The following is a 21,724-nucleotide window of genomic DNA, read 5'->3' on the forward strand; positions in this document are numbered from 1 at the left end:
TCGGGTGTCGGAGCGGGGTGAGCACGGGTACGGGGCCGAGGTGCGACGGGGTGGGGCGGGGTGGGCATGGTGCTCGGCGGCTCGGAATCATGCCGGACCGGTCGGTCTCAGCGCTCGACGTAGCTCAAGGAGCGCACGGAGCGCTCCAGGTGCCACGTCACGGTATCGGCGATCAGGCGCCCCGCCTCCTGGACCACGGTGTCCTCTGCCGTCACCACGTTCTCCCAGTCCCCCGCGAGCAGGAAGATCATGTGCTCGACGGCGCTCTGCCTGACCGCTGCGGCGCCGGGCCGTCGGCAGGAGGTGCACACGAGGCCCCCGGCGCGCACGTCGAGCGCGTGGTGGGGGCCAGGGGCACCGCAGGTGGCGCACACCTGCAGTTCCGGCGCCCAGCCGGACAGCGCCAGGGTGCGCAGCAGGAAGGAGTCAAGCACCAGCGGCGCAGGGATGCGTCCGGCTGCCATGGTGCGCATCGCCCCGACCAGCAGCAGGAAGCCTCGCTGGGAGGGATCGACCACCTCGTCGGTGAGGCGGTCGGTGGTCTCCAGCATGGCGCTGGCAGCGGTGAAGCGCCCGTACTCCGCGGTGATCTGCTGAGCGAAGGTGTCGATCGTGACCACCTGCGTGACGGTGTGCAGGTTCCGCCCCGTGTGCAGCTGCACGTCGATCAGGCCGAAGGGCTCCAGGCGCGCTCCGAAGCGGCTGCCGGTGCGCCGCGCGCCCTTGGCCACGGCCCGCACCTTTCCGTGGCGGCGGGTGAGTAGCGTGATGATGCGATCGGCCTCGCCCAGGGGGTGGGTGCGCAGCACGATCGCATGGTCGCGGTAGAGCTTCTGCATGGTGGATCGAGCCTACGCCGCGATGCCCGGTGGACGGTGCAGGGTGGGAGGATGGGGCGATGCGCGTGTTCTGCTCGATCCGTCCCTCCGCCGATGCGGCCGAGCACCTCGAGTCCGCTCTGGAGTCCGTGCGCGGTCGCACGGGGCGGTCCCTGCGGTGGGGTGATCCCGACCAGTGGCACCTGACGCTCGCCTTCACCCCGCAGCTGCCCGACGGCGCAGTGGAGGACACCATCGAGCAGGTGGCACGGGTGGCTGCCTCACATCGGCCGATGCGGCTGAGCCTGGCTGGGGCCGGGCTCTTCTCGGGCCGCGCCCTGTGGGTCGGCGTGGGCGGTGAGGTGGAGCCGCTGGCGGCACTGATGCGGGAGGACCTGCTGGGCGAGCAGGACAGGGAGCGCAGGCGGGCGCATCTGACGGTGGCCCGGGTCTCGGCGCGGGCTCCCCGCCCGCGGCGCCGCCGCTACCGCGGGATTCCCGCGGAACCGGACCCGACGGAGCTGATGCTGGCGGAAGTGGTGCGGGCACTGTCCGTCTACCGCGGCCCGGAATGGCTGGTCGAGGAGCTGGAGGTGGTCTCCTCCCGCCTCGGGGCGGGTCGCTCGGGTGGGCCGCTGCACGAGGTGCTGGCGACGGTGCCGCTCGGCAATTCGTGAGGCGGAGGCGCGGTTCTCACTCAGCGCTCGACGGGGCTGCTGACCCGCACGAACGGGTGGACCAGGGCGACGCCCTCGGGTGGGGCGGTCCAACCGCCCGCCTCGGCGGGATCGAAGGTGACGTCGGTGAGGACGATCTGCGGGTCCCCCTCGATCCTGGCCTCGAGCACGACGTGCTGTCCGGGACGCACCCCGACGATCCGCAGCTGGGTGAGCGCCTGTCCCTCGCCCCACGGGGTGCCGTCGATGGTGACGTCCTGCAGTCCGCCCCCGGTCAGATCGAGATCCAACCGGGTGGCCTGCCGCGGTGAGTGGACCGCGATGCGCACCCGCCCGCCCTCCAGGGCTGTGACCTCGCCGCGCGGGGCGGGCAGGTTCGAAGTCGCGTCGGCGTTGGTCAGGCACGCGCTCCACTCGGTGACGCCGGAGACCTCCCAGGTGGTGGTGCCGTCGGCGCCGTCCACATGGGCGGTGACACGCTCCTGGACCGGCTCCGGGGAGGCATGCGAATGGAGCGAGCCGCCGACTGTCAGGCCCACGGCCAGCACGCCGACCAGCACCGCCGGCAGCAGGCGGCGGGGACGGCGCCGGGGCTGCAGCTGCGCGGCCCCACGGCCGACGAACAGAGGCGCTGCCGCGGCCAGGGCCAGCAGGGCGGTGCCCGCGATGCCGCCCGCGGCGGATGCGATGCCGAACTCCGCCAGCGCCGAGATCTGCGTGCCCAGCAGCCAGCCGGTCGGCAGCAGCGCCACGATCCGCGTGGCCAGGGTGAGGGGCGAGGGCAGCAGGGCCGCCAACAGGGCCCCGATCGCAGCGATCGCGGCCGGCAGCACCATGGATCCGCCGAGGGCGGGCGACCACACCGCGAGGGCGGCGAACAGTACTGATGCCAGCAGCGCAGCTCCGATCGCGATCGCGGCCCGGCCGATGATCATGCGCAGCAGCACCCACACCAGCAGGGCCACGGCCCCGGCCGCCACCAGCTCCGCAGCGATGAACAGCTCCGAGCGGAACGGCTCCCCCACCACACGTGACACCATCGCGGGCTCCGCCTTCACGGCCGCGCCCCACAGCAGCACCGCCGCAGCGATCCCGCCGGCGATGCCCACTGCTGCACCCGCAGAACCGAGCATCGTGCCGAGAACGCTGACCTCGCGGCGTGCACGCCTGGTCACCAGCAGGGTCAGCAGCGCCAGGGGCGCGGCCACCCCGAGCACGGTGACCAGCAGCGGGGGGACGCCCACGATGCCCCAGGGCACGGTGGTCTGGACGGGATGCTCATCGGCGTGCCCGGACAGCTCCACGAGGTCGCGGTCCCCCAGGTCACGAGTGAGGGCAAGGGTGAGATCGCCGTAGTGCTGCAGTGTCCCGGGATCGAGGTGATCGGCGTCGTCCTGCGGGGTGTGATAGGCCCACGAACCGTCGATGATCGCCATGTCCATCCCCCACCAGCCGGCATCCCGGTACACCGTGAAATCGGTGTCGTTGGGGATCACGGCGAACAGCGCGTCGCTGAAGGACTCGAACTCGGGTCGCGGCATCGAGGGGAGCACCTCGTGCATGGGCCCGGCAGCCCGGGTGATCGTGGGGCGGCCGGAGATGCCGCGGGCCTCATGGTTGAGCACCACCACGGGCTCGGTCAGTGCTGCGGATTCCTCCCTGACGTAGGCATCCGCCCCCAGCAGCCCGTTCTCCTCGCCGTCCACCAGCAGCACCACCAGGTCGTTGCGCAGGGCGTCGGGGCCCAGGGCACGCACGGTCTCCAGGATCACGGCGAGGCCGATGCCGGCGTCGGCCGCTCCCGGCGCGGCGGGCACGGAGTCGATGTGGGTGGCCAGCAACACGGTTCCTGTGGGGTCGCGGCCCGGACGGGTGGCCACGAGGTTGCGGTTGTACCCAGCGGCGGCGTAGCGGGCAGCGGCGCGCGCGCCGATCGCCTCGTGCGTGCGCACCTCGAAGCCGAGCTCGGTGAGCTGGCCGGTGAGGTTCTCGCGCGCGCGATCGTTGGAGGGGGTGCCGATGGGGCGGGGCTCTGCGACCAGCGGGGCGGCGGCCGCGGTGGCGCGAGCGGCGCTGAACACCTCGGCGGGGGCGTCGGCACCCGCGGGCTCGGTCACTCCGCGGGAGAGGGCACCCCACACCATGGTGATCACCAGCACCAGGAGTAGCAGCGCCGAGCTCACAGCCGTCCTCGAACGGGAGCCGTCAGGGGCGTACTGTGCCGGGCCTGGGCGGGGCCTGTGGGGGGTGTCGGTGCCGTGTGCGCTGGTCATGGCTCAGTTCTATCCCCCATCAGGGGCCGCCGCCCCCTCCTTCCGGAGGAGATCGCCCTCTCCCGTCTCGCTCAGTCGCGCAGCCGGTCCAGGCCCTGCAGATCGGTGAGGGACCCTGCCGCCTCCAGCAGCGCCTCGCGGAAGGCGAGCAGGGCGGGGTGCTCGCGGGAGCCCGCCCGGGCTGCGGTGTACAGGGATCGGTGCGGATTCCCCGGCAGGCGCAGCGGCCTGGTGCCGCCCAGGTGCTCGGCGGCGATCAGACCGGGGACGAAGGCGGCGGCGTGGCCGGAGCGCACCAGGTGCACCTGCAGCAGCGGATCGGGGGTCTCGAAGCGGATCCACGGCTCGATGCCGGCCGCACGCAGGAAGGTGCGCTCCCAGATGCCGGTGCGCATGCCGTCGGGGTCCAGGGCCCAGGGGACCTCCGCGAGGTCGGCCAGGGAGCCCACCTGCGACCAGGGACCGGTGGCGGGCAGCACCACCAGCAGCGGGTCACGCAGCAGGTCCTCTCGATCGGTGCCGCGTCGCACCACCAGCTCGCCGCCGGGGTAGGTCTCGCCCAGGATCACCTCGAAGTGGTGGGCCAGCAGGCCCTCGTACGCCTCCTCGACCTCCCGCTGGGCGATCTCGATGCGCACCAGCGGGTGGCGCTCCTCCAGGATGCTCACCGCGAGCGGGGCCAGCGCGATCATCGGCGTCTGGAACGACGCCACCCGCAGCACCCCGCCCTCGACTTTGCCGGCCGCGACGAGCTCGGCCTGGGCCGTCTCCATCAGGGCCATCATCTCCTGGGCGCGACGGGCGAGTCGCTCCCCCGCGTCCGTGAGCACGACGCCCCTGCCGGCCTGCTCCAGCAGTGAGACCTTGGTCTCCCGCTCGAGCTGAGCGAGCTGCTGCGACACCGCGGATGGCGACATGGATCGGGCCCGCGCCACGGCGGACATCGTCCCCAGCCTGTGCAGTTCGTGCAGAAGGAACAGGCGGTGCAGGTTGAGCATGGGCCCCTCCGTCGATCATCCAGTTCTGCTTCACGGTACAGGTCGGAAACATTCGCTGGACCGGCCGGTGCGCGGGGTGCACAGTGGGAGCGTGACTTCCTCGCTCCCCACCTCCCCCAGCGCACCGCAGACCGGCACCGGACCCACCGGCAGTGCCTCGGGTCCCGTGGGCACCGGCTCCCGCGGCCCGGGCGCCATGCCGGTGCTGATGATCCTGGCCTCCTGCATGTCCCTGCAGTTCGGGGCCGCGCTGGCGGTGCAGCTGTTCCCGGAGATCGGCTCCTGGGGCACCACCTCGCTGCGACTGGGCATCGCCGCGGTGGTGCTGCTGGTCCTCACCCGCCCCAAGCCGCACCGCTTCACAGGCCGTCAGTGGATCGCGGTGGCGGTGTTCGGCGTGGTGATCGGGGCGATGAACGGATCGTTCTACGCCTCCATCGAGAGGATCCCCCTGGGCACCGCGGTGGCGATCGAGTTCCTGGGCCCGCTCACCGTCGCGGCTGTGCTCTCCACCCGCCGCGGCGACCTGCTGTGGGTGGTGCTCGCACTGGCGGGTGTTGGCCTGTTCGGTCTGGAGTCCCTGACCGGTGCAGCTCAGCTGGACGTGCTGGGGGTGCTCCTGGCCCTGGTCGCAGCAGTGTTCTGGGGCCTGTACGTGCTCAGCAGTGCCCGCGTGGGCCAATTGGTGCCCCGCCAGGACGGCCTGGCGGTGGCGATGGCCATCGGGGCGCTGACCGTGCTCCCCCTGGGGGCCCCGGGCGCCGTGGCCGGGCTGATGGACCTGCGGCTGCTGGCGCTCGCAGCCGGAACTGCGGTGCTGGCCTCGGTGCTGCCGTACACCCTGGAGCTCTCGGCCCTGCGTCGCCTGCCGCGGCACGTGTTCGGCATCCTGCTCAGCCTGGAGCCCGCGATCGCCCTGCTGGCGGGGGTGCTGCTGCTCAGCCAGGGCATCAGCGTGCTCAAGGCGACCGCTGCGGCGCTGGTGATGGTGGCGAGCATCGGAGTCACCCTCACCGCGCGGGCGGCGAAGCCGGATCCCGCCACGGTGCTGGGCGGGGACGGCGGTGTCACCGCGGACGAGCCGGATGCTGAGGTCTCGCACGTGGTGGAGCCCGCCCCGTTCACCGACCAGATCCCGGTGCTCGCCCACGCCACGGTGACCGGTGAGATGCAGGCGCTGACCGAGGACGACCTGGCGCCGGACCGCCAGTGACACCCGGGCGCGGCCCGGCCTCTCACTCTCCTTCGCATCGCGAGCCCTCGCTGCGGGTACGGTCAGGCCGCGGTGCGTGCGCGGTGCTCCCGGTTCAGGGCCGAGATGATCGCCTCCAGCGAGGCGCGCGTGATCGACCCGTCGATGCCCACGCCCCAGAAGATCCGGTCGCCGATCTCGCACTCGATGTAGGCGGCGGCCAGGGAGTCGTCGCCCTCGGCCAGGGCGTGCTCGGCGTAGTCCAGGATCCGCACGTCGATCTGGCGCTCCGCCAGGGCCTTGACGAAGCCGTCCAGCGGACCGTTGCCTATGCCGGTGACCTCGTGCTCCTCCCCGTCCACCAGCAGCTGCACGGTGATGCGGTCGCTGCCCTCGCCCTCGGACTGCTGGTGCACGCCCCGGAAGCCGTAGCGGCCCCACCGCCGGGCCTCGTCGGTGGAGGGCAGGTACTCGTCTGTGAAGCAGTCCCACAGGGCCGCGGGCGAGACCTCCCCGCCCTCGGAGTCAGTGATGTGCTGGACCACACCGGAGAACTCGATCTGCAGCCGGCGCGGCAGGTCCAGGCCGTGCTCGGTGCGCAGGATGTAGGCCATGCCCCCCTTGCCGGACTGCGAGTTCACCCGGATCACGGCCTCGTAGGAACGGCCCACGTCCTTCGGGTCGATCGGCAGGTACGGCACCCGCCACACCAGCTCGTCGCGCTCGACCCCCGCCTTGGCGGCGTCGGCGTCCATGCGCTCCAGACCCTTCTTGATGGCGTCCTGGTGGGAGCCGGAGAACGCGGTGAACACCAGGTCACCGCCGTAGGGGCTGCGCTCGGGCACCGGCATCTGATTGCAGTGCTCCACGGTGCGGCGCACCTCGTCCAGGTCCGAGAAGTCGATCTGCGGGTCGATGCCCTGACTGAACAGGTTCAGGCCCAGCGTCACCAGGTCCACGTTGCCGGTGCGCTCGCCGTTGCCGAACAGGCACCCCTCGATGCGGTCGGCCCCTGCCATGTAGCCCAGCTCCGCGGCGGCCACGCCGGTGCCGCGATCGTTGTGGGGGTGCAGGGACAGCACCACGCTGTCGCGTCGGTCCAGGTGGCGGTGCATCCACTCGATGGAATCGGCATAGACGTTCGGTGAGGCCATCTCCACCGTGGCCGGCAGGTTGATGATCACCTTGTCCTCGGGCGTGGGCTGGAACACCTCGATCACCGCGTTGCACACCCGCAGCGCGTACTCCAGCTCGGTGCCGGTGAAGGACTCCGGGGAGTACTCGTAGGTGATGGCGGTCTCCGGCACCGTCTCCTCGTACTTCTTGCACAGCAGCGCGCCCTGCACGGCGATGTCCAGCACCGCGTTCTCGTCGGCCCGGAACACCACGTCGCGCTGGACCACGGAGGTGGAGTTGTACAGGTGCACCACCGCGCGCTTCGCCCCGGCGATCGCCTCATAGGTGCGCTCGATCAGATGCTCACGGGACTGGGTGAGCACCTGGATGGTGACGTCCTCGGGGATGCGGTCGTCCTCGATCAGGGTGCGCACGAAGTCGAAGTCGGTCTGGGAGGCGGCGGGGAAGCCCACCTCGATCTCCTTGTACCCCATGCCCACCAGCAGGTCGAACATCCGCAGCTTGCGCTCGGAGTTCATGGGGTCGATCAGCGCCTGGTTGCCGTCGCGCAGGTCCACGGCGCACCAGCGGGGTGCCCGGGTGATGCGCCGGGAGGGCCAGGTGCGGTCCGGCAGATCCACCTGGATCTGCTCGTGGAACGGCAGGTACTTGTGGACGGGCATGCCGGAGGGCTGCTGCGGGGCATCGCCCCGGGAGCCGAAGACGGGCGACGAGGGATCGGCGGTCGCGGGAATCTGCTCGGAGGGTGCGGGGGCGGTGCCGGCCGCGGTGGGAATGCTGTTCACGGGTGGTCCTTCAGGCGTTCGATGCGGTTCGCCGGGGTGCATGACTGGTGCCGCGGCGAGGTCCCGGCGGTGTCAGGCCTCGACGCGGCGAAGAAGCAGGAGCGTCCCGTGCATCCCGTCACCGTAGCACTGGTGTGAGCCAGGTCGCCGGTGCGGTCCGGGAGGCGGACGCCCGGGGTCAAAACCCGAGGCGGCCCAGCTGCTTGGGGTCGCGCTGCCAGTCCTTGGCGACCTTGACCCGCAGGTCCAGGTGCACCTTGCGTCCCACCAGCTCGTTGATCCCGGCGCGGGCCCGGGAGCCCACCTCCTTCAAGCGGGACCCACCGCGGCCGATGATGATGCCCTTCTGGCTGTCGCGCTCCACGAACAGGCTGGCGCGCACGGTCAGTCGCCCCGTGCCGGGCTCCACCTGGGCGAAGGGGTCCCCACCCGGGTCCACCTCCACCACCTCCTCGACCACCACGGCGATCGAATGCGGGAGCTCGTCCCGCACCCCTTCCAGTGCGGCCTCGCGGATCAGCTCGGCGATGCGGTCGTCCCGCGACTCCTCGGTGAGCTGGTCATCGGGGTACAGCGGAGGCCCTTCGGGCAGATGCTGCGCGATGACGTCCAGCAGCACGTCGATCTGCCTGCCCTGCACGGCGCTGATCGGCACGATGTCGTCGGTCTCCAGCATCTCGGAGACGGCCACCAGGTGCTCGGCCACCGCGTCGCGGCTGACCAGGTCGGTCTTGGTGACCACGGCGATCACGCGGGGCCCGCGGCGACCCCGTCGCAGGTCGGCGAGATCCTCGGCGATGAAGCGGTCGCCGGGGCCGAGCTTCTGGTCGGCGGGCAGGCAGAAGCACACCACGTCCACCTCGGCGAGGGTCTCGCGCACCAGGTCGTTGAGGCGCTCGCCCAGCAGGGTGCGGGGCCGGTGGACCCCCGGAGTGTCCACCAGCACGATCTGGGCATCGGGGCGGGTGACGATCCCGCGGATCGCCCGCCGGGTGGTCTGGGGCTTGGACGAGGTGATGGCCACCTTGTCGCCCACCAGGGCATTGGTCAGGGTGGACTTGCCGACGTTGGGACGACCCACCAGGGCCACGAAGCCGGAGCGGTGCTGCGCTCGGTCCTGCGGTGCGGTCTGCTCACTGCTCACGGGGGTCCTCCTGCGGGGTGGGGCGGTCAGGGCCGATCGGATCGACTGCCACGGAGCCGCCGGTGGGATGGTCGTCGTCCTCGCCGGGCCCGGCGGCGCGGGAGACCAGCAGGGTCGAGAGCCGCTTGCGCCGGCCGGTGGTCCTCTCGCCCTCGAGCTGCAGGCCGTGGATGCTGCCGCGGGAGCCGACGATGGGGACGCGGCCGATGGCCTTGCCCAGCAGACCGCCGATGCTGTCGACGTCCTCGTCCTCGATGTCCAGGCCGAACAGCTCCCCCACTTCGGTGACGCTCTCCCGGGCTGGCACCCGGAACACCCCGTCGCCCAAGTCCTCGATCTGGGGCTCGCTGCGGTCGTGCTCGTCCTCGATGTCGCCCACGATCTCCTCGACCACGTCCTCGATGGTGACGATGCCGGAGACCCCGCCGTACTCGTCCACCACGATCGCGATGTGCACATGGCTGGTCTGCATCTGCTGCAGCACCACGTCGGCCGAGACGAACTCGGGGACGAAGTAGGCGCGGCGCGCGATGTCCTCGACAGCGCGGTCCGGGCGCGGATCCCACGGGGAGTGGATCGCCCGCATGACGTCCTTGACGTAGAGCATGCCCAGCACGTCGTCGACGCTCTCGCCCACCACCGGGATGCGGGAGAAGCCCGAGCGCACGAACAGCCGCACGGCCTGCTCGGCGGTGGCGCCGGCGGCGATGGCGAGCATGTCGGTGCGAGGCACCATGAGCTCGCGCACGATGGTGTCGCGCAGGTCGAACACGCCTTGGATCATGTCGTGCTCGACGATCTCCAGGTGCTGCTTCTCCAGGGCGCGGTCCACGCTGGAGCGCAGCTCGGAATCGACGCCGTAGGGGCCGTCCTCCCGGTCGGCGCCCGGGGTCACCACGCTGCTGACGGCGATCAGTGCGCTCGCAGGCGGCCACAGCAGCTGGGTGCGGCGGGAGTCCTCGTGCTGGCGCAGCACCCGGCGCCGCAGCCCCTCGGGGCGCTCCTCCAAGGCACGCTCGAGAGCGGAACGGGTGGTGGCGGCGAGGGCCGAATCCGCTGCGGTGAGCACAGCGCCGATCACCAGGCCCACCAAGGCCACAGGGATCAAGATCCCGGCGGCGAGCATCATGCGTCGCGGCGGGAGGCCAGGAAGGTCAGCAGCAGCTTGCGCTGCAGGTCGAACATCACCCGCCGCTCCTCCTCCTCGGCGTGGTCGTAGCCGAGCAGGTGGAGGATGGAGTGACAGGTCAGCAGCAGCATCTCCTCGACGGCGCTGTGACCGGACTCGGCTGCCTGACGGGAGGCGACCGCAGGGCAGATCACCACGTCCCCCAGCAGCCCCTCGGGGGCGGGACGGTCGGCGGTGCCGGGGGTCAGCTCGTCCATCGGGAAGCTGAGCACGTCGGTGGGACCGGGCTCGTCCATCCACTGCACGTGCAGGCGCTCCATGGCCTCCTCGTCCACGAACAGGATGGACAGCTCGGTGGCGGGGTGCAGATGGAGGGCCTCGAACACGAAGCGGGCCAGGTGCACGAACTCCTTCTCGTCCACCTGGGCGGTGGTCTCGTTGCGCACTTCGATGGTCATCTCATGCTCCTCTGCCGGTGCCACGACCCGAGCTGCTGCCGCGGCCGCGAGTGTCCCGGCTGCCGCCGGGACCCACCTCCCAGCGGCCGTAGGCCTCGACGATGTCGCTGACCAGGCGGTGGCGCACCACGTCCCGCGGGGATAGGCGGCAGAAGGAGATGTCCTCCACCCCGCTGAGAACCTGCTCCACCACCCGCAGGCCGCTCTTGGTGCCGCCGGGCAGGTCCACCTGGGTGACGTCGCCGGTGACCACCATGGTGGAGTTGAAGCCGAGGCGGGTCAGGAACATCTTCATCTGCTCGGGCGTGGTGTTCTGCGCCTCGTCCAGGATGATGAACGCGTCGTTGAGGGTGCGGCCGCGCATGTACGCCAGCGGCGCCACCTCGATGGTGCCGGCACCCATCAGACGCGGGATGGACTCCGGGTCCAGCATGTCGTGCAGGGCGTCGTACAGGGGGCGCAGGTACGGGTCGATCTTCTCGTTGAGGCTGCCGGGCAGGAAGCCCAGCCGCTCCCCCGCCTCCACGGCGGGGCGGGTGAGGATGATCCGGTTGATCTGCTTGGAGAGCAGCTGCTGCACCGCCATCGCCACCGCGAGGTAGGTCTTGCCGGTACCGGCCGGGCCGATGCCGAAGGTGATGGTCGAGGACTCGATGGCCTCGATGTAGGACTTCTGCCCCATGGTCTTGGGGCGGATGGTGCGCCCGCGGGAGGACAGGATGGTGCGGGAGAGCACCTGCTCGAGCCTCTCCCCCTGGGCCCGGTCGTCGCCGTACAGGCTCACCGCCCGCTGCACGGCCTCGGCGGTGACGGCCTGGCCGGTGGCGGCGAGCTCGATCAGGGAGCGCACGATGTGCTCGCTGCGGCGCAGCGCCTCCTCGGTGCCGCGCAGCGTGATCTGATGCCCGCGCACGTGCACGTCGGTGTCGGGGACCTGCTCCTCGAGCGCCGCGAGAGCCTGGTCGTTCTCCCCCAGCACCTGGAAGGGGCTGAGATGATCGGGGATGGCCAGGCGACGCTCGATCACCTCTGGGCTGCGCCCGGGGGCGGGAGTGACGGGATCGGTCACAGTTCTCCTTCTGCGAGCTCTCCGCTCGCCAGGACGTGCGCGTGCACGTGGAAGACGGTCTGTCCGGCGTTCGCACCGGTGTTGAAAACGAGGCGGAAGTCGCCGTCGGCGAGCTTCTGAGCCAGGGACCCGGCCACTGCCACCACGTGCGCCAGCTGCTCCGGCTGGTGGGCGAGCTCACGCACGTCGGCGCGGTGCTCACGGGGCACCACCAGCACGTGCACGGGGGCCTGGGGGCTCAGGTCCTTGAAGGCGATCACCTGGTCGTCCTCGTGGACGCGCTCGGAGGGGATCTCACCGGCGACGATCTTGCAGAACACGCAGTCCTCGTCGCGGCGTTCGGCGGCGTCGTTGTTCATGGGGGAAGTCTACGGGAGCGTGTGCGGCCCGGCTCAGAGCGATGCACGCCACAGCAGGATCGAGAACATCGGCCATGCGGGAGGGGTTGCACTACCCATGACGAGAATCGGACTGCTCATCGCCAGTGCTCGCCCCAACCGTGTCGGGGAGCACGTCGCCCAGTGGGTGCGCGACGGCCTCGATGCCCGCGAGCACGAGGTCGAGATCGATTTGATCGACCTGCGGGAGAGCGTCCTTCCCGCCTTCGACGGGCTCACCAGCCCCAAGGCCGATCCCACCAAGACCACCGATCACGCGCGCGCCTGGGGTGAGCGGATCGAGGCGCTGGACGCGCTGATCATCGTGACCCCGGAGTACAACGGCTCCTACCCCGGTGCTCTGAAGAACGCGATCGACTACCTGCACCAGGAGTGGAGCGGCCTGCCGGTGCTGCTGGTCGGCTACGGCTGGGGAGCCGGGGCCGGAGTCCTCGAGCTGCTGGAGAGCCTGATGACCCGCGTGGGGGCCGACGTCATGGGCTCCGTGGGCCTCGCCTTCCCTGCGGACCTCTCCCTCGAGGGTGAGATCCACGTAGGCGAGGAGAAGCTCACCGCCCTGCGTGAGGGATTGGAGACGCTCGAGGCCAAGGTGCTCACCTCCGTCGCCTGACGGGGGATTCAACCCCAGCGCCCGATCAGAGCACTGAGCACGGCGATCGCAGCGGGGCCGGCGGTCGAGGAGCGCAGCACCTCGGGTCCCAGCAGCACGCTGCGCGCCCCCGCCTCGCGCAGCTGGGCGAGCTCGCCATCGGCGATCCCGCCCTCGGGGCCGACCAGGACGATGATCTGCGCGGCTGCGCCCACAGAGGCCGACGCCTCATCCGCGGCCGAACTCCGGCCCATCGCCCGCAGCTCGTCGGCCAGACTCATCAGGCCCACGGATTCCTGCTCGTGAAGCACCAGCACCAGGGAACCTGCCTCGGTGCATCGGCGCACCTCGTCGGCCAGCTGCGCGGTGCTCACCGGCTCGTCCACCCTCGGGATACCGGGGCGGCGGCACTGCTTGACCGCTGCTCGGACGGTGTTCTCCCATTTGGCGCGGCCCTTGCGCTGCTTCTCGCCGCGCCACACGGCGACGGACCGCTCGGCCTGCCAGGGCACCACGCGATCCACCCCGAGCTCGGTGGCCGATTCGACGGCCTGCTCGTCGCGTCCTCCGGTGGCCAGGGCCTGCACCAGGGTGAGCCGCGGCGTGCGCCGGGCGGGGGCCGACGGCTCCGCCAGCAGGTGCAGGTCCAGGGCCTCCTTGCGTGCGGCCGTGACCTCGGCGAGCACCTGGCGGCCGGCGGCATCGGTGAGCAGGATCTGCTCCCCCACGCCGATGCGCGCCACCTTCGCCGCGTGGCGGCCCTCCTCGCCGTCCAGGGTGAGGGCAGCGCCCCTGCCGGCATGCTCCAGGGCGTCGTCGAGGATCAGGAAGGCGGGCGGCGTGGTGGGCATGATCAGAGGTCGCGCAGGCGCTCGCGGAGCTTGGCGAAGGGGCCCTGGCCCTTGCGGCGGGTGGCCTCGTCGCCGCGGATGCGGGCGAACTGCTCGAGCAGGTCACGCTCCTCGTCCGAGAGCGAGGTGGGGATGTCCACGTCCAGCACCACCCGGATGTCGCCGCGGCGCTCGCGCCGCAAGGGGGTGATGCCCAGGCCCTTCAGGGTGATCTCCTCGCCGGGCTGGGCGCCGGGCCGGATGTCCAGCTGCTGCACCCCGTCGAAGGTCTCCAGCGGCACGGTGGCACCGAGCGCGGCGGAGGTCATCGGCACCTCGACGGTGGTGACCAGGTCCTCGCCGTCGCGGTCGAACATGTCGTGATCGGCGACGGTGAGCTCGACGAAGAGGTCTCCAGCCGGCCCGCCGGCCTCACCCACCTCTCCCTCGCCGCGCAGCTGGATCCGGGTGCCGTTCTCCACCCCGGAGGGCACGCGCACGGTGACGGTGCGCTCGGTGGTGACGCGGCCGTGGCCGGAGCACGCGGTGCACGGGGACTCGATGACGTCGCCGTGGCCCTCGCAGGTGGGGCAGGGGGCCATGGTGACCATCTGTCCCAGCAGCGACTGGGCCACGCGCTGCACGTGGCCGGAACCCCCACAGGCGGTGCAGCGGGTGGGGCTGGTGCCGGGCTCGCAGCACGAGCCGTTGCAGCGCTCGCAGCGACCCGCGGTGCGGAAGCGGATCTCCTTCTCGGTGCCGAACACGACGTCACGCAGCTCGATGCCCACACGGCGCAGCACGTCGCTGCCGCGGCGCTGGCGCGGGACCGGACCCTGCCCACGGCCGCCTCGCATCCCGGCGGCACCGGCGAACATGTCGAAGATGTCGTTGAAGTCGAAGCCGGCGCCGCCCCCGGGGAACCCACCGGGGAAGCCGCCCATGCCGGGGCCTCCGCCCATGTCGTACTGGCGGCGCTTGTCGGCGTGGGAGAGGGTCTCATACGCCTGGGAGACCTTCTTGAACCGCTCGGCGGCGTCCGGATCGGGGTTGACGTCCGGGTGCAGGGTGCGAGCCAGCTTGCGGTACGCCTTCTTGATCTCCTCAGTGGAGGCGTCACGGGAGACACCGAGCAGGTCGTAGTAATCGTCGTTCACTGTGCGAAGTCCTCAGGAAGGGAGACGGTGGTAGCGGGGGCGCTCATCCCGGGATGCGGGAGGCGGCGCCGTGTCATTCCAGGTAGCGGGAGACGTAGCGGGCGATAGCCTGCACGGTCGAGATCCCGGTGACGTAGTCCATGCGGGTGGGGCCGAGGATCGCCATGTGCGAGCCCGCACCGTACCCGGCGCCGACCACGGCGGCCTGGGTGAGGGCCTCGGTCTGCAGCTCCGAGCCGATGCGCACCTCGACCGAGCCGGGTTTGGCGTGCATCTCGGTGAACAGGCGCAGCAGCACCAGCTGCTCCTCGAGCACGTCCAGCAGCGGCTCCACATCGCGGGCGAAGTCCTCGGCGGAGCGGGCGATGTTGGCGGTGCCGGCCATCATGATCCTGTCCTCCGCGCGGGAAGCAGCCAGGATGCGCAGCGCCGTGACGACCTCCTCGACACTGGGCTGATCCGCCGCCGGCTGGGCCTCGACCAGCTCCAGCAGCGCCCGCTCGACGTCGGTGACCTCATGGTCGGCGACAGCCCGGTTCAGCTGGTCCCGCAGCCCCTGGTAGAAGGCGCCGTCACGAGCGGCCAGCAGCGGCACGGTGCGCTGATCCACCCGGCCGGACTCGGTGATCAGCACCACCAGCAGCAGGGAGTCGGCCACCTTCACCAGCTCGACGTGGCGGATCCGCGCCTGCTTGCGGGCCGGGTACTGCACCATCGCCACCTGATGGGTGGTCTGCGCCAGCAGCCGTACGGTGCGCAGCAGCAGCTCCTCGACGTCACCGGCATCCTCCAGGAACGCCTGGATGGCGCGGCGTTCGGGGGCCGACAACGGCTTCACGGTGGCCACATGGTCCACGAAGGTGCGGTAGCCCTTGTCCGTGGGGACGCGACCGGCGGAGGTGTGGGGCTGGGTGATCAGCCCCTCCTCCTCGAGCACCGACATGTCGTTGCGCACCGTGGCGGCGGAGACCCCGAGATCGTGACGGTCCAGCAGGGACTTGGAGCCGACGGGTTCGCGGGTGGAGACGTAGTCCTCGACGATCGCGCCGAGGATCTGCAGCTTCCTGCTGTCCGTTGGTCTCACCTCCTGCAGGGACCTGCTGGTGCCGGGCAGGGCGCTCACGCCCGACCACCAGGATTAGCACTGGGGGATGTCGAGTGCCAATCCTACGCGCTCACGGCCTGTCCTCAGGGAAGCGGACAGGAGGCGTTCGCCACGAGCCGAGACCGCCGCCGTCCGGGACCGATGCGAGACGGTCACCCGGCGTGGCGCCTCGGTGTACGGTGTGCGCCGTGCCCGACCGCTCTTCCCCCTCCTTCGACCGCTACGGCCGCGACGTGCTCTCCTCCGAGCCTCCGCCGCACCACCGCCGCCGTCCCGCCGCCCGCGAGGTTCCCGCCCGGCGGGACCTGGTGGTCGAGGACGCGGCGACCGGGTACACCGGCGCGATCACCCGCGTGGAGAAGGCCGGCGGTGTGCACGTGGTCGAGCTCGAGGACGCACGTGGCCGCCGCCGCGGCTTCCCCCTGGGGCCCGGGTTCATGATCGACGGCAAGCCGGTGGTGCTCACCCTCCCCCAGCGGGCTCCAGCACCCAGCGGCCCCAAGCGTTCCGCGAGCGGCTCGGTGTACGTCGAAGGCGCGAAGGCCAGGACCGCCCGCGCCTCCCGGATCTGGGTCGAGGGCAAGCACGACGCCGAACTGGTGCAGAAGGTGTGGGGTCACGATCTGCGCATCGAAGGCGTCGTCGTCGAGCAGCTCGAGGGCGCTGACAACCTCGTGGAGCGAGTGCAGGCTTTCGGTCCCGGCCCGGGGCGCCGGCTCGGTGTGCTGGTGGACCACCTGGTGGCCAGTTCCAAGGAGTCCCGGATCGCCGAGCAGGTGATGCGCCTGCCCGGCGCCCCCGGCAATGTGATCGTGCTGGGGCACCCCTACGTGGACGTGTGGCAGGCGGTGCGTCCGGCACGCGTGGGCCTGAAGGCATGGCCGCACGTGCCCCGCGGCACCGACATCAAGGTGGGAACGCTCAGGGCCCTGGGCTGGCCGCACTCCGATCAGGCCGACATCGCCGAGGGCTGGCAGCGCATCCTGGCCACCGTCCGCTCCTACGCCGACGTCGAGCCCACCCTGTCCGGGCGGATCGAGGAGCTCATCGACTGGGTGACCGTCGAGGGGTGAGCACCGCGTGCCCCACGGGGGTGCCCGATGCGCAACCTGCGACCGGGGGTTATCCCCCGCCTGATCGGGAGGCGCGCCTCGGGGCCCAGATCAGGTGCTCTCGGTAGGCTGGGGGCATCCGACCACGACGGCGGCGGCCATCTCGGCTCCCCGTCCTGACGAAGAGGGGACCCATGAACGAGAACTCGCATCCCTACGATCCCTACCGCGATCAGCCCGCGAACCCGGGCCCCGCGGCTGCGTCCGAGGCCGGCGCCGCCCAGCACGGCGCCGGCCACCAGCAGAATGCCGCCTACGGCCAGCAGGGCGCTGGCCATGGCCAGCACAACGCCGGCTACGGCCAGGCCCAGGGCAGCGCCTACGCCGGGCAGGGCGCCCCGCAGGGGACCCAGACCCTCGATGCTCCGCCCGCTAACGTCAAGGGCGTGTACGAGGGGCCCCTGTCGGGCCAGCCCACCACGGAGTCCGACGCCAAGCTGTGGTCGATGTTCTCGCACCTGGCGGTGCTGCTGGGCCACCTGCTCAGCTGGGGCTTCCTGGGCTGGATCGGCCCGCTGATCATCTTCCTGATGTACAAGGACCGCAACCGGTTCGTGCGCTACAACGCCGCTGAGGCCCTCAACGGTGCCATCGCCGTGGTGATCGCCCAGGTGGTGCTCGGGGTCGTGCTCGGCATCTTCGGGTTCGTCACCCTCGGCCTCGGCTTCGCGGCGTTCCCGCTGGTCGGCATCCCGGCGCTGATCCAGCTGATCTTCGCGATCATCGGTGCGGTCAGGGCCAACCAGGGCGAGTGGTGGAACTACCCGCTGAACATCCGCCTGGTCAAGTGACCTGACCGCATAGGGGAAGCCCCCGGAGCCGGCCGCGCGTCGTGCTGTCGGGGGCTTCGTCATGCGTTCAGGTTCTGCGATCCACCCCGTCACACGCGCACCCGTGCCGCGCGTGCCTCTCAGGGCACCAGGTCGCGGATCACCGCGTCGGCCAGCAGCCTGCCCGGCCGGGTGAGCACCGCCCGGCCCGCTGCCAGGGCCTCCGCATCGAGGTGGCCGCGGTCGCGGTGCACCTCGAGCATCGGCCGCTGGGCAGGCGGGACCACGTTCACGTCGAGCCCGTCGATGATGCGCAGCTCCAGCATGATGCGCTCCATGCGGCGGGCCTCGGGATCGACCTGCTCGGACTCGGCGACCGGCAGCTCCCCCGCGCTCAGCTTCGCCGCGTAGCGGCTGGGGTGCTTCACGTTCCAGGAGCGCAGGCCGTCGCGATGGCGGTGGGCGCCCGGGCCGATCCCCCACCAGTCCTTGCCCTGCCAGTAGGCGAGGTTGTGTCGCGAGCGGTGCGCGGGGCTGCGCGCGAAGTTGGAGACCTCATACCAGGACAGGCCGTCGGCTGTGGCGAGGTCGTCGATCAGCTCGTACTTGTCGGCCATGTCATCACCGTCGGGTGGGGTGATCTCCCCGCGCCGCAGCCGGCGCGCCATCGCCGTGTTCCCCTCGATGATCAGGGAGTATGCGGACAGGTGGTCCACACCGCAGGCCAGTGCCGCGCGCACGGAGGTTTCCACATCGGCGAGGGTCTCCCCCGGCGTGCCATAGATCAGGTCCAGGCTGACCGCCAGGCCCGCCTCCCGGGCCCACTGCACCACCTGCGGCACCCGCTCGGGGTCATGGGTGCGGTCCAGGGTGCTGAGCACCGAGCGCACCGCCGACTGCATGCCGAAGGAGACCCGCGTGATGCCGCCCTCGGCGAGCTGGGCCAGGGACTCCGGGGTGACCGAGTCCGGGTTCGCCTCGGTGGTGACCTCCGCACCCGGCGCCAGGGGGATCAGGGAGCGCAGGTGAGCGAGCATCGCGATCAGGTCCCCGGCCGGCAGCAGGGTGGGGGTGCCGCCGCCGAAGAACACGGTGGAGACCTGCTGGTACGGGTACCCGTCGGCGGCATCCGCAGCGAGGGTCAGGTCCATCTCGCGTATCGCGTTGGCGGGGTACTCGCGCTGCGAGCCGCCCCCGCCCAGCTCGGTGGCGGTGTAGGTGTTGAAGTCGCAGTACCCGCACCGCACCGCGCAGAACGGCACGTGGATGTAGACGGACAGGTCCGGGGGCCCGGAGGCAACGGGGGGTGCCGGGGTCACAGTCCCATGCCCAAGCCCAGGCCACGACCGGTGGAGCGAAGACGGTCGGGGAACGCGACGGGCGCCTGATCGGTGCTGCCGGATTCGTCGGCATCGCGCTCGAGCACGCGCAGCGCGGCCTGCACCAGGGACTCGTACAGCACGGTGCCGGTCTGCCCGGCCCATGCCAGCAGGTTGCGTGCCTGCCCGGCATCCAGGCCGCGGAACGCGTCGCCGATGGTCACGCCGTGCTCGGGGCGGTGCAGCACCTCGATCGCGTCACCGGCGGTGACGTCCCCCTCGGTGAGCACGCGGAAGTAGGCGCCGCAGCGTCCCACCTCGGTGAAGCGCCGGCCGAAGCGACGGTCCCCCATGCGAGCGGTGAAGGTGCCGCACGGGGTGCGGGGGCAGGTGGCCTCGATCTGCGCTGTGCCCACCTGCCAGCGCTCCCCGATCAGGGTCTCGTCGGTGTCGTAGCCGGTGGTCACCAGGTTCTCCCCGAAGAAGCCGTCGGGCAGCTCCTGCTCGCGCTCTGCGGCAAAGGCCTCCCGGGTCTCGCGGGCGTAGGCGTAGACGGCCTTGAAGATGCCGCCGTGGTGCTCGCGATCGCCCTGCACATCGCCCAGCACCCCGTGGGTGAGCAGGGTGGCCGGGCCGTCGACGGGCCGTTTGTCGATCCCGCTCATCAGGCCGCGATCGGGCACCGGGAACAGCTGGGCGACGGTGCACACCGCGGCGATGCGCGGTGCGGCGGAGGACTGCTCCGGGGATCCGGGAGCCGTCTCCGCAGCAGCGGATGCGCTGGGATCGTGCGCACGGTTCACGGCATCTCCTACTTCTTCTTGCCGTCCTTGCCGGTGTCCCCGGCATCGGAGGACAGCGCGGCGATGAAGGCCTCCTGGGGGACCTCCACGGAACCGATGTTCTTCATCCGCTTCTTGCCCTCCTTCTGCTTCTCCAGCAGCTTGCGCTTGCGGGAGATGTCGCCGCCGTAGCATTTGGACAGCACGTCCTTGCGCATGGCGCGGATGTTCTCGCGGGCGATGATGCGCGAGCCGATGGCGGCCTGGATCGGCACCTCGAACTGCTGGCGCGGGATCAGGTTCTTGAGCTTGCCAGCCATCTCCACGCCGTAGTTGTAGGCCTTGTCGCGGTGCACCACGGCGCTGAACGCATCCACCGGGTCGCCCTGCAGCAGCATGTCCACCTTGACCAGGTCGGCGGTCTGCTCGCCGGAGACGTCGTAGTCCAGGGAGGCGTAGCCGCGGGTGCGGGACTTCAGCTGGTCGAAGAAGTCGAACACGATCTCCGCCAGCGGCAGCGTGTAGCGCAGCTCCACGCGGTCCTCGCTGAGGTAGTCCATGCCGCCCAGGCTGCCACGCTTGGACTGGCACAGCTCCATGACCACGCCCACGAACTCGCTGGGCACCAGGATGGTGGCCTTGGCGACCGGTTCGCTGATCTCCCGCACCTTGCCCTCGGGGAAGTCCGAGGGGTTCATGACCTCGACCTGGGTGCCGTCCTCCATGGTCACGTGGTACACCACCGACGGGGCGGTGGAGATCAGGTCCAGGTCGAACTCGCGCTCGAGGCGCTCGCGCACGATCTCCAGGTGCAGCAGCCCCAGGAAGCCCACACGGAAGCCGAAGCCCAGGGCCGTGGAGGTCTCCGGCTCGTAGTTGAGGGCAGCGTCGTTGAGCTTGAGCTTGTCCAGCGCGTCCCGCAGCACCGGGTAGTCGGAGCCGTCGATCGGGAACAGCCCGGAGTACACCATCGGCTTGGGGTCCGCGTAGCCGGGCAGCGCTTCGGTGGCCCCGCGCACGGAGGTGGTGACGGTGTCGCCCACCTTGGACTGGCGCACGTCCTTCACACCGGTGATCAGGTAGCCCACCTCGCCGGGGCCGAGGCCCTGGGTGGGGCTGGGCTCCGGGGAGCTCACGCCGATCTCGAGCAGCTCGTGGTGCGCTCCGGTGGACATCATGTCGATGCGGTCGCGGGCCTTGAGGGAGCCGTCGACCACACGCACATAGGTGACCACGCCCCGGTAGGTGTCGTACACGGAGTCGAAGATCATGGCGCGGCAGGGGGCGTCCACCTGCCCTGCCGGGTGGGGCAGGGTGCGCACCACGTGGTCCAGCAGCTCCTCGACTCCCTGGCCGGTCTTGCCGGAGACCCGCAGCACGTCCTCGGGATCGACGCCCACCAGCTGACCGATCTCGGCGGCGTACTTGTCCGGGTCCGCGGCGGGCAGGTCGATCTTGTTGAGCACCGGGATGATGGTGAGGTCGTTCTCCATCGCCAGGTACAGGTTCGCCAGGGTCTGCGCCTCGATGCCCTGGGCCGCGTCCACCAGCAGGATCGCCCCTTCGCAGGCGGCCAGCGAGCGGGACACCTCGTAGGTGAAGTCCACGTGGCCGGGCGTGTCGATCATGTTCAGGGCGTAGTTGGTGCCGTCGACCTGCCAGGGCATGCGCACGGCCTGGCTCTTCACGGTGATGCCGCGCTCGCGCTCGATGTCCATGCGGTCCAGGTACTGGGCGCGCATGAGGCGCTCGTCCACCACGCCGGTCATCTGCAGCATGCGATCGGCCAGCGTGGACTTGCCGTGGTCGATGTGCGCGATGATGCAGAAGTTGCGGATGCGCTCCTGGGGCGTCGAGGCGGGCTGGATGTCCGCGGCCTCGTCGGCGGCGATCCTCGGGGTCACCGGCATCCGTCCTCTCGTGGGTCAGGTCGTGGTGGCAGGCGCGCGCCGCGGTCACGGCGCGCCGTCCATCGTCTCACG

General features: G+C 71.0%; 20 protein-coding genes. 5 read left to right on the forward strand and 15 right to left on the reverse strand.

The features are described from left to right. Window positions 1-107: 107 nt before the first annotated feature. Window positions 108-839: a DNA repair protein RecO gene (recO, locus tag M3B01_RS01520; protein ID WP_259789097.1), complete on the reverse strand. Its 732-nt coding sequence runs from the start codon at window positions 837-839 to the stop codon at window positions 108-110. Window positions 840-898: 59 nt separating this feature from the next. Between recO and thpR the strand changes: the two genes are divergently transcribed. Next, on the forward strand, window positions 899-1,495 hold the full coding sequence (thpR, locus tag M3B01_RS01525) for an RNA 2',3'-cyclic phosphodiesterase (protein ID WP_259789098.1): 597 nt from the start codon (window positions 899-901) through the stop codon (window positions 1,493-1,495). 20 nt (window positions 1,496-1,515) lie between these two features. Here thpR and M3B01_RS01530 read toward each other — a convergent pair whose 3' ends face one another. Both M3B01_RS01530 and M3B01_RS01535 read right to left on the reverse strand, forming a co-directional pair. Next, the gene (locus M3B01_RS01530) at window positions 1,516-3,768 is read right to left on the reverse strand and encodes a M28 family peptidase (RefSeq protein ID WP_259789099.1); all 2,253 of its coding nucleotides are present in this window, start codon (window positions 3,766-3,768) and stop codon (window positions 1,516-1,518) included. A gap of 71 nt (window positions 3,769-3,839) precedes the next feature. Then, a complete protein-coding gene (locus M3B01_RS01535) occupies window positions 3,840-4,766 on the reverse strand; it encodes a LysR family transcriptional regulator (protein WP_259789100.1) in 927 nt (308 codons plus the stop codon). A 91-nt stretch (window positions 4,767-4,857) separates the two neighbouring features. Here M3B01_RS01535 and M3B01_RS01540 point away from each other — a divergent pair, with 91 nt between their 5' ends. Continuing rightward, a complete protein-coding gene (locus M3B01_RS01540) occupies window positions 4,858-5,979 on the forward strand; it encodes a DMT family transporter (protein ID WP_259789101.1) in 1,122 nt (373 codons plus the stop codon). A 62-nt stretch (window positions 5,980-6,041) separates the two neighbouring features. Here M3B01_RS01540 and leuA read toward each other — a convergent pair whose 3' ends face one another. From leuA to M3B01_RS01570, 6 genes are all read right to left on the reverse strand, one after another. Further along, entirely contained in the window at window positions 6,042-7,757 is a 1,716-nt protein-coding gene (gene leuA / locus M3B01_RS01545) for a 2-isopropylmalate synthase (RefSeq protein ID WP_259789133.1), read from the reverse strand. 301 nt (window positions 7,758-8,058) lie between these two features. Beyond that, window positions 8,059-9,024 (reverse strand): GTPase Era, encoded by a 966-nt coding sequence (era, locus tag M3B01_RS01550; protein WP_259789102.1) that lies wholly within the window; start codon window positions 9,022-9,024, stop codon window positions 8,059-8,061. Continuing rightward, on the reverse strand, window positions 9,014-10,153 hold the full coding sequence (locus M3B01_RS01555) for a hemolysin family protein (protein WP_259789103.1): 1,140 nt from the start codon (window positions 10,151-10,153) through the stop codon (window positions 9,014-9,016). The genes era and M3B01_RS01555 overlap by 11 nt, the downstream gene beginning before the upstream one ends. Further along, window positions 10,150-10,611: an rRNA maturation RNase YbeY gene (gene ybeY, locus M3B01_RS01560; RefSeq protein ID WP_193865919.1), complete on the reverse strand. Its 462-nt coding sequence runs from the start codon at window positions 10,609-10,611 to the stop codon at window positions 10,150-10,152. The genes M3B01_RS01555 and ybeY overlap by 4 nt, the downstream gene beginning before the upstream one ends. Before the next feature lies 1 nt (window position 10,612). Then, complete coding sequence (locus tag M3B01_RS01565; RefSeq protein WP_259789104.1) at window positions 10,613-11,680, reverse strand: PhoH family protein; 1,068 nt, start codon at window positions 11,678-11,680, stop codon at window positions 10,613-10,615. Beyond that, window positions 11,677-12,039 carry a histidine triad nucleotide-binding protein gene (locus tag M3B01_RS01570; RefSeq protein ID WP_259789105.1) on the reverse strand — a complete coding sequence of 121 codons (363 nt, stop codon included), beginning with the start codon at window positions 12,037-12,039 and terminating at the stop codon, window positions 11,677-11,679. Before M3B01_RS01570 ends, M3B01_RS01565 begins: the two co-directional genes overlap by 4 nt. A gap of 97 nt (window positions 12,040-12,136) precedes the next feature. Between M3B01_RS01570 and M3B01_RS01575 the strand changes: the two genes are divergently transcribed. After that, entirely contained in the window at window positions 12,137-12,688 is a 552-nt protein-coding gene (locus tag M3B01_RS01575) for an NADPH-dependent FMN reductase (protein WP_259789106.1), read from the forward strand. An 8-nt stretch (window positions 12,689-12,696) separates the two neighbouring features. Here the strand turns inward: M3B01_RS01575 and M3B01_RS01580 are convergent, their stop codons facing one another. From M3B01_RS01580 to hrcA, 3 genes are all read right to left on the reverse strand, one after another. Beyond that, window positions 12,697-13,518, reverse strand: a complete 822-nt coding sequence (locus M3B01_RS01580) for a 16S rRNA (uracil(1498)-N(3))-methyltransferase (RefSeq protein ID WP_259789107.1) — start codon at window positions 13,516-13,518, stop codon at window positions 12,697-12,699. Between the two features lie 2 nt (window positions 13,519-13,520). Then, window positions 13,521-14,654: a molecular chaperone DnaJ gene (gene dnaJ / locus M3B01_RS01585; protein WP_259789108.1), complete on the reverse strand. Its 1,134-nt coding sequence runs from the start codon at window positions 14,652-14,654 to the stop codon at window positions 13,521-13,523. A 73-nt stretch (window positions 14,655-14,727) separates the two neighbouring features. Continuing rightward, on the reverse strand, window positions 14,728-15,738 hold the full coding sequence (hrcA, locus tag M3B01_RS01590) for a heat-inducible transcriptional repressor HrcA (RefSeq protein WP_259789134.1): 1,011 nt from the start codon (window positions 15,736-15,738) through the stop codon (window positions 14,728-14,730). A 200-nt stretch (window positions 15,739-15,938) separates the two neighbouring features. Here hrcA and M3B01_RS01595 point away from each other — a divergent pair, with 200 nt between their 5' ends. After that, window positions 15,939-16,832, forward strand: a complete 894-nt coding sequence (locus M3B01_RS01595; RefSeq protein WP_259789109.1) for a DUF3097 domain-containing protein — start codon at window positions 15,939-15,941, stop codon at window positions 16,830-16,832. Between the two features lie 173 nt (window positions 16,833-17,005). After that, on the forward strand, window positions 17,006-17,662 hold the full coding sequence (locus M3B01_RS01600; protein ID WP_259789110.1) for a DUF4870 domain-containing protein: 657 nt from the start codon (window positions 17,006-17,008) through the stop codon (window positions 17,660-17,662). A gap of 119 nt (window positions 17,663-17,781) precedes the next feature. Here the strand turns inward: M3B01_RS01600 and hemW are convergent, their stop codons facing one another. The 3 genes from hemW to lepA are packed head-to-tail and all read right to left on the reverse strand — an operon-like array spanning window position 17,782 to window position 21,652. Then, complete coding sequence (gene hemW / locus M3B01_RS01605) at window positions 17,782-18,960, reverse strand: radical SAM family heme chaperone HemW (RefSeq protein WP_259789111.1); 1,179 nt, start codon at window positions 18,958-18,960, stop codon at window positions 17,782-17,784. Then, complete coding sequence (locus M3B01_RS01610; protein ID WP_259789112.1) at window positions 18,957-19,763, reverse strand: MOSC domain-containing protein; 807 nt, start codon at window positions 19,761-19,763, stop codon at window positions 18,957-18,959. Before M3B01_RS01610 ends, hemW begins: the two co-directional genes overlap by 4 nt. 8 nt (window positions 19,764-19,771) lie before the next feature. Beyond that, window positions 19,772-21,652 carry a translation elongation factor 4 gene (gene lepA / locus M3B01_RS01615; protein WP_259789114.1) on the reverse strand — a complete coding sequence of 627 codons (1,881 nt, stop codon included), beginning with the start codon at window positions 21,650-21,652 and terminating at the stop codon, window positions 19,772-19,774. Window positions 21,653-21,724 lie beyond the last annotated feature (72 nt).

It is taken from the genome of Brachybacterium sp. p3-SID957, from assembly GCF_025144775.1.
GTDB classification, from domain to species: Bacteria; Actinomycetota; Actinomycetes; order Actinomycetales; family Dermabacteraceae; genus Brachybacterium; species Brachybacterium epidermidis.

Bases quoted from the DNA above. Each gene is read 5' to 3' on its own strand.
- M3B01_RS01570 (WP_259789105.1), bottom strand. From the start codon at position 12,039: ATGAACAACGACGCCGCCGAACGCCGCGACGAGGACTGCGTGTTCTGC.
- M3B01_RS01555 (WP_259789103.1), bottom strand. From the start codon at position 10,153: ATGATGCTCGCCGCCGGGATCTTGATCCCTGTGGCCTTGGTGGGCCTG.
- ybeY (WP_193865919.1), bottom strand. From the start codon at position 10,611: ATGACCATCGAAGTGCGCAACGAGACCACCGCCCAGGTGGACGAGAAG.
- M3B01_RS01600 (WP_259789110.1), top strand. From the start codon at position 17,006: ATGAACGAGAACTCGCATCCCTACGATCCCTACCGCGATCAGCCCGCG.
- M3B01_RS01530 (WP_259789099.1), bottom strand. From the start codon at position 3,768: ATGACCAGCGCACACGGCACCGACACCCCCCACAGGCCCCGCCCAGGC.
- M3B01_RS01575 (WP_259789106.1), top strand. From the start codon at position 12,137: ATGACGAGAATCGGACTGCTCATCGCCAGTGCTCGCCCCAACCGTGTC.
- leuA (WP_259789133.1), bottom strand. From the start codon at position 7,757: ATGCCCGTCCACAAGTACCTGCCGTTCCACGAGCAGATCCAGGTGGAT.
- thpR (WP_259789098.1), top strand. From the start codon at position 899: ATGCGCGTGTTCTGCTCGATCCGTCCCTCCGCCGATGCGGCCGAGCAC.
- lepA (WP_259789114.1), bottom strand. From the start codon at position 21,652: ATGCCGGTGACCCCGAGGATCGCCGCCGACGAGGCCGCGGACATCCAG.
- M3B01_RS01580 (WP_259789107.1), bottom strand. From the start codon at position 13,518: ATGCCCACCACGCCGCCCGCCTTCCTGATCCTCGACGACGCCCTGGAG.
- recO (WP_259789097.1), bottom strand. From the start codon at position 839: ATGCAGAAGCTCTACCGCGACCATGCGATCGTGCTGCGCACCCACCCC.
- M3B01_RS01535 (WP_259789100.1), bottom strand. From the start codon at position 4,766: ATGCTCAACCTGCACCGCCTGTTCCTTCTGCACGAACTGCACAGGCTG.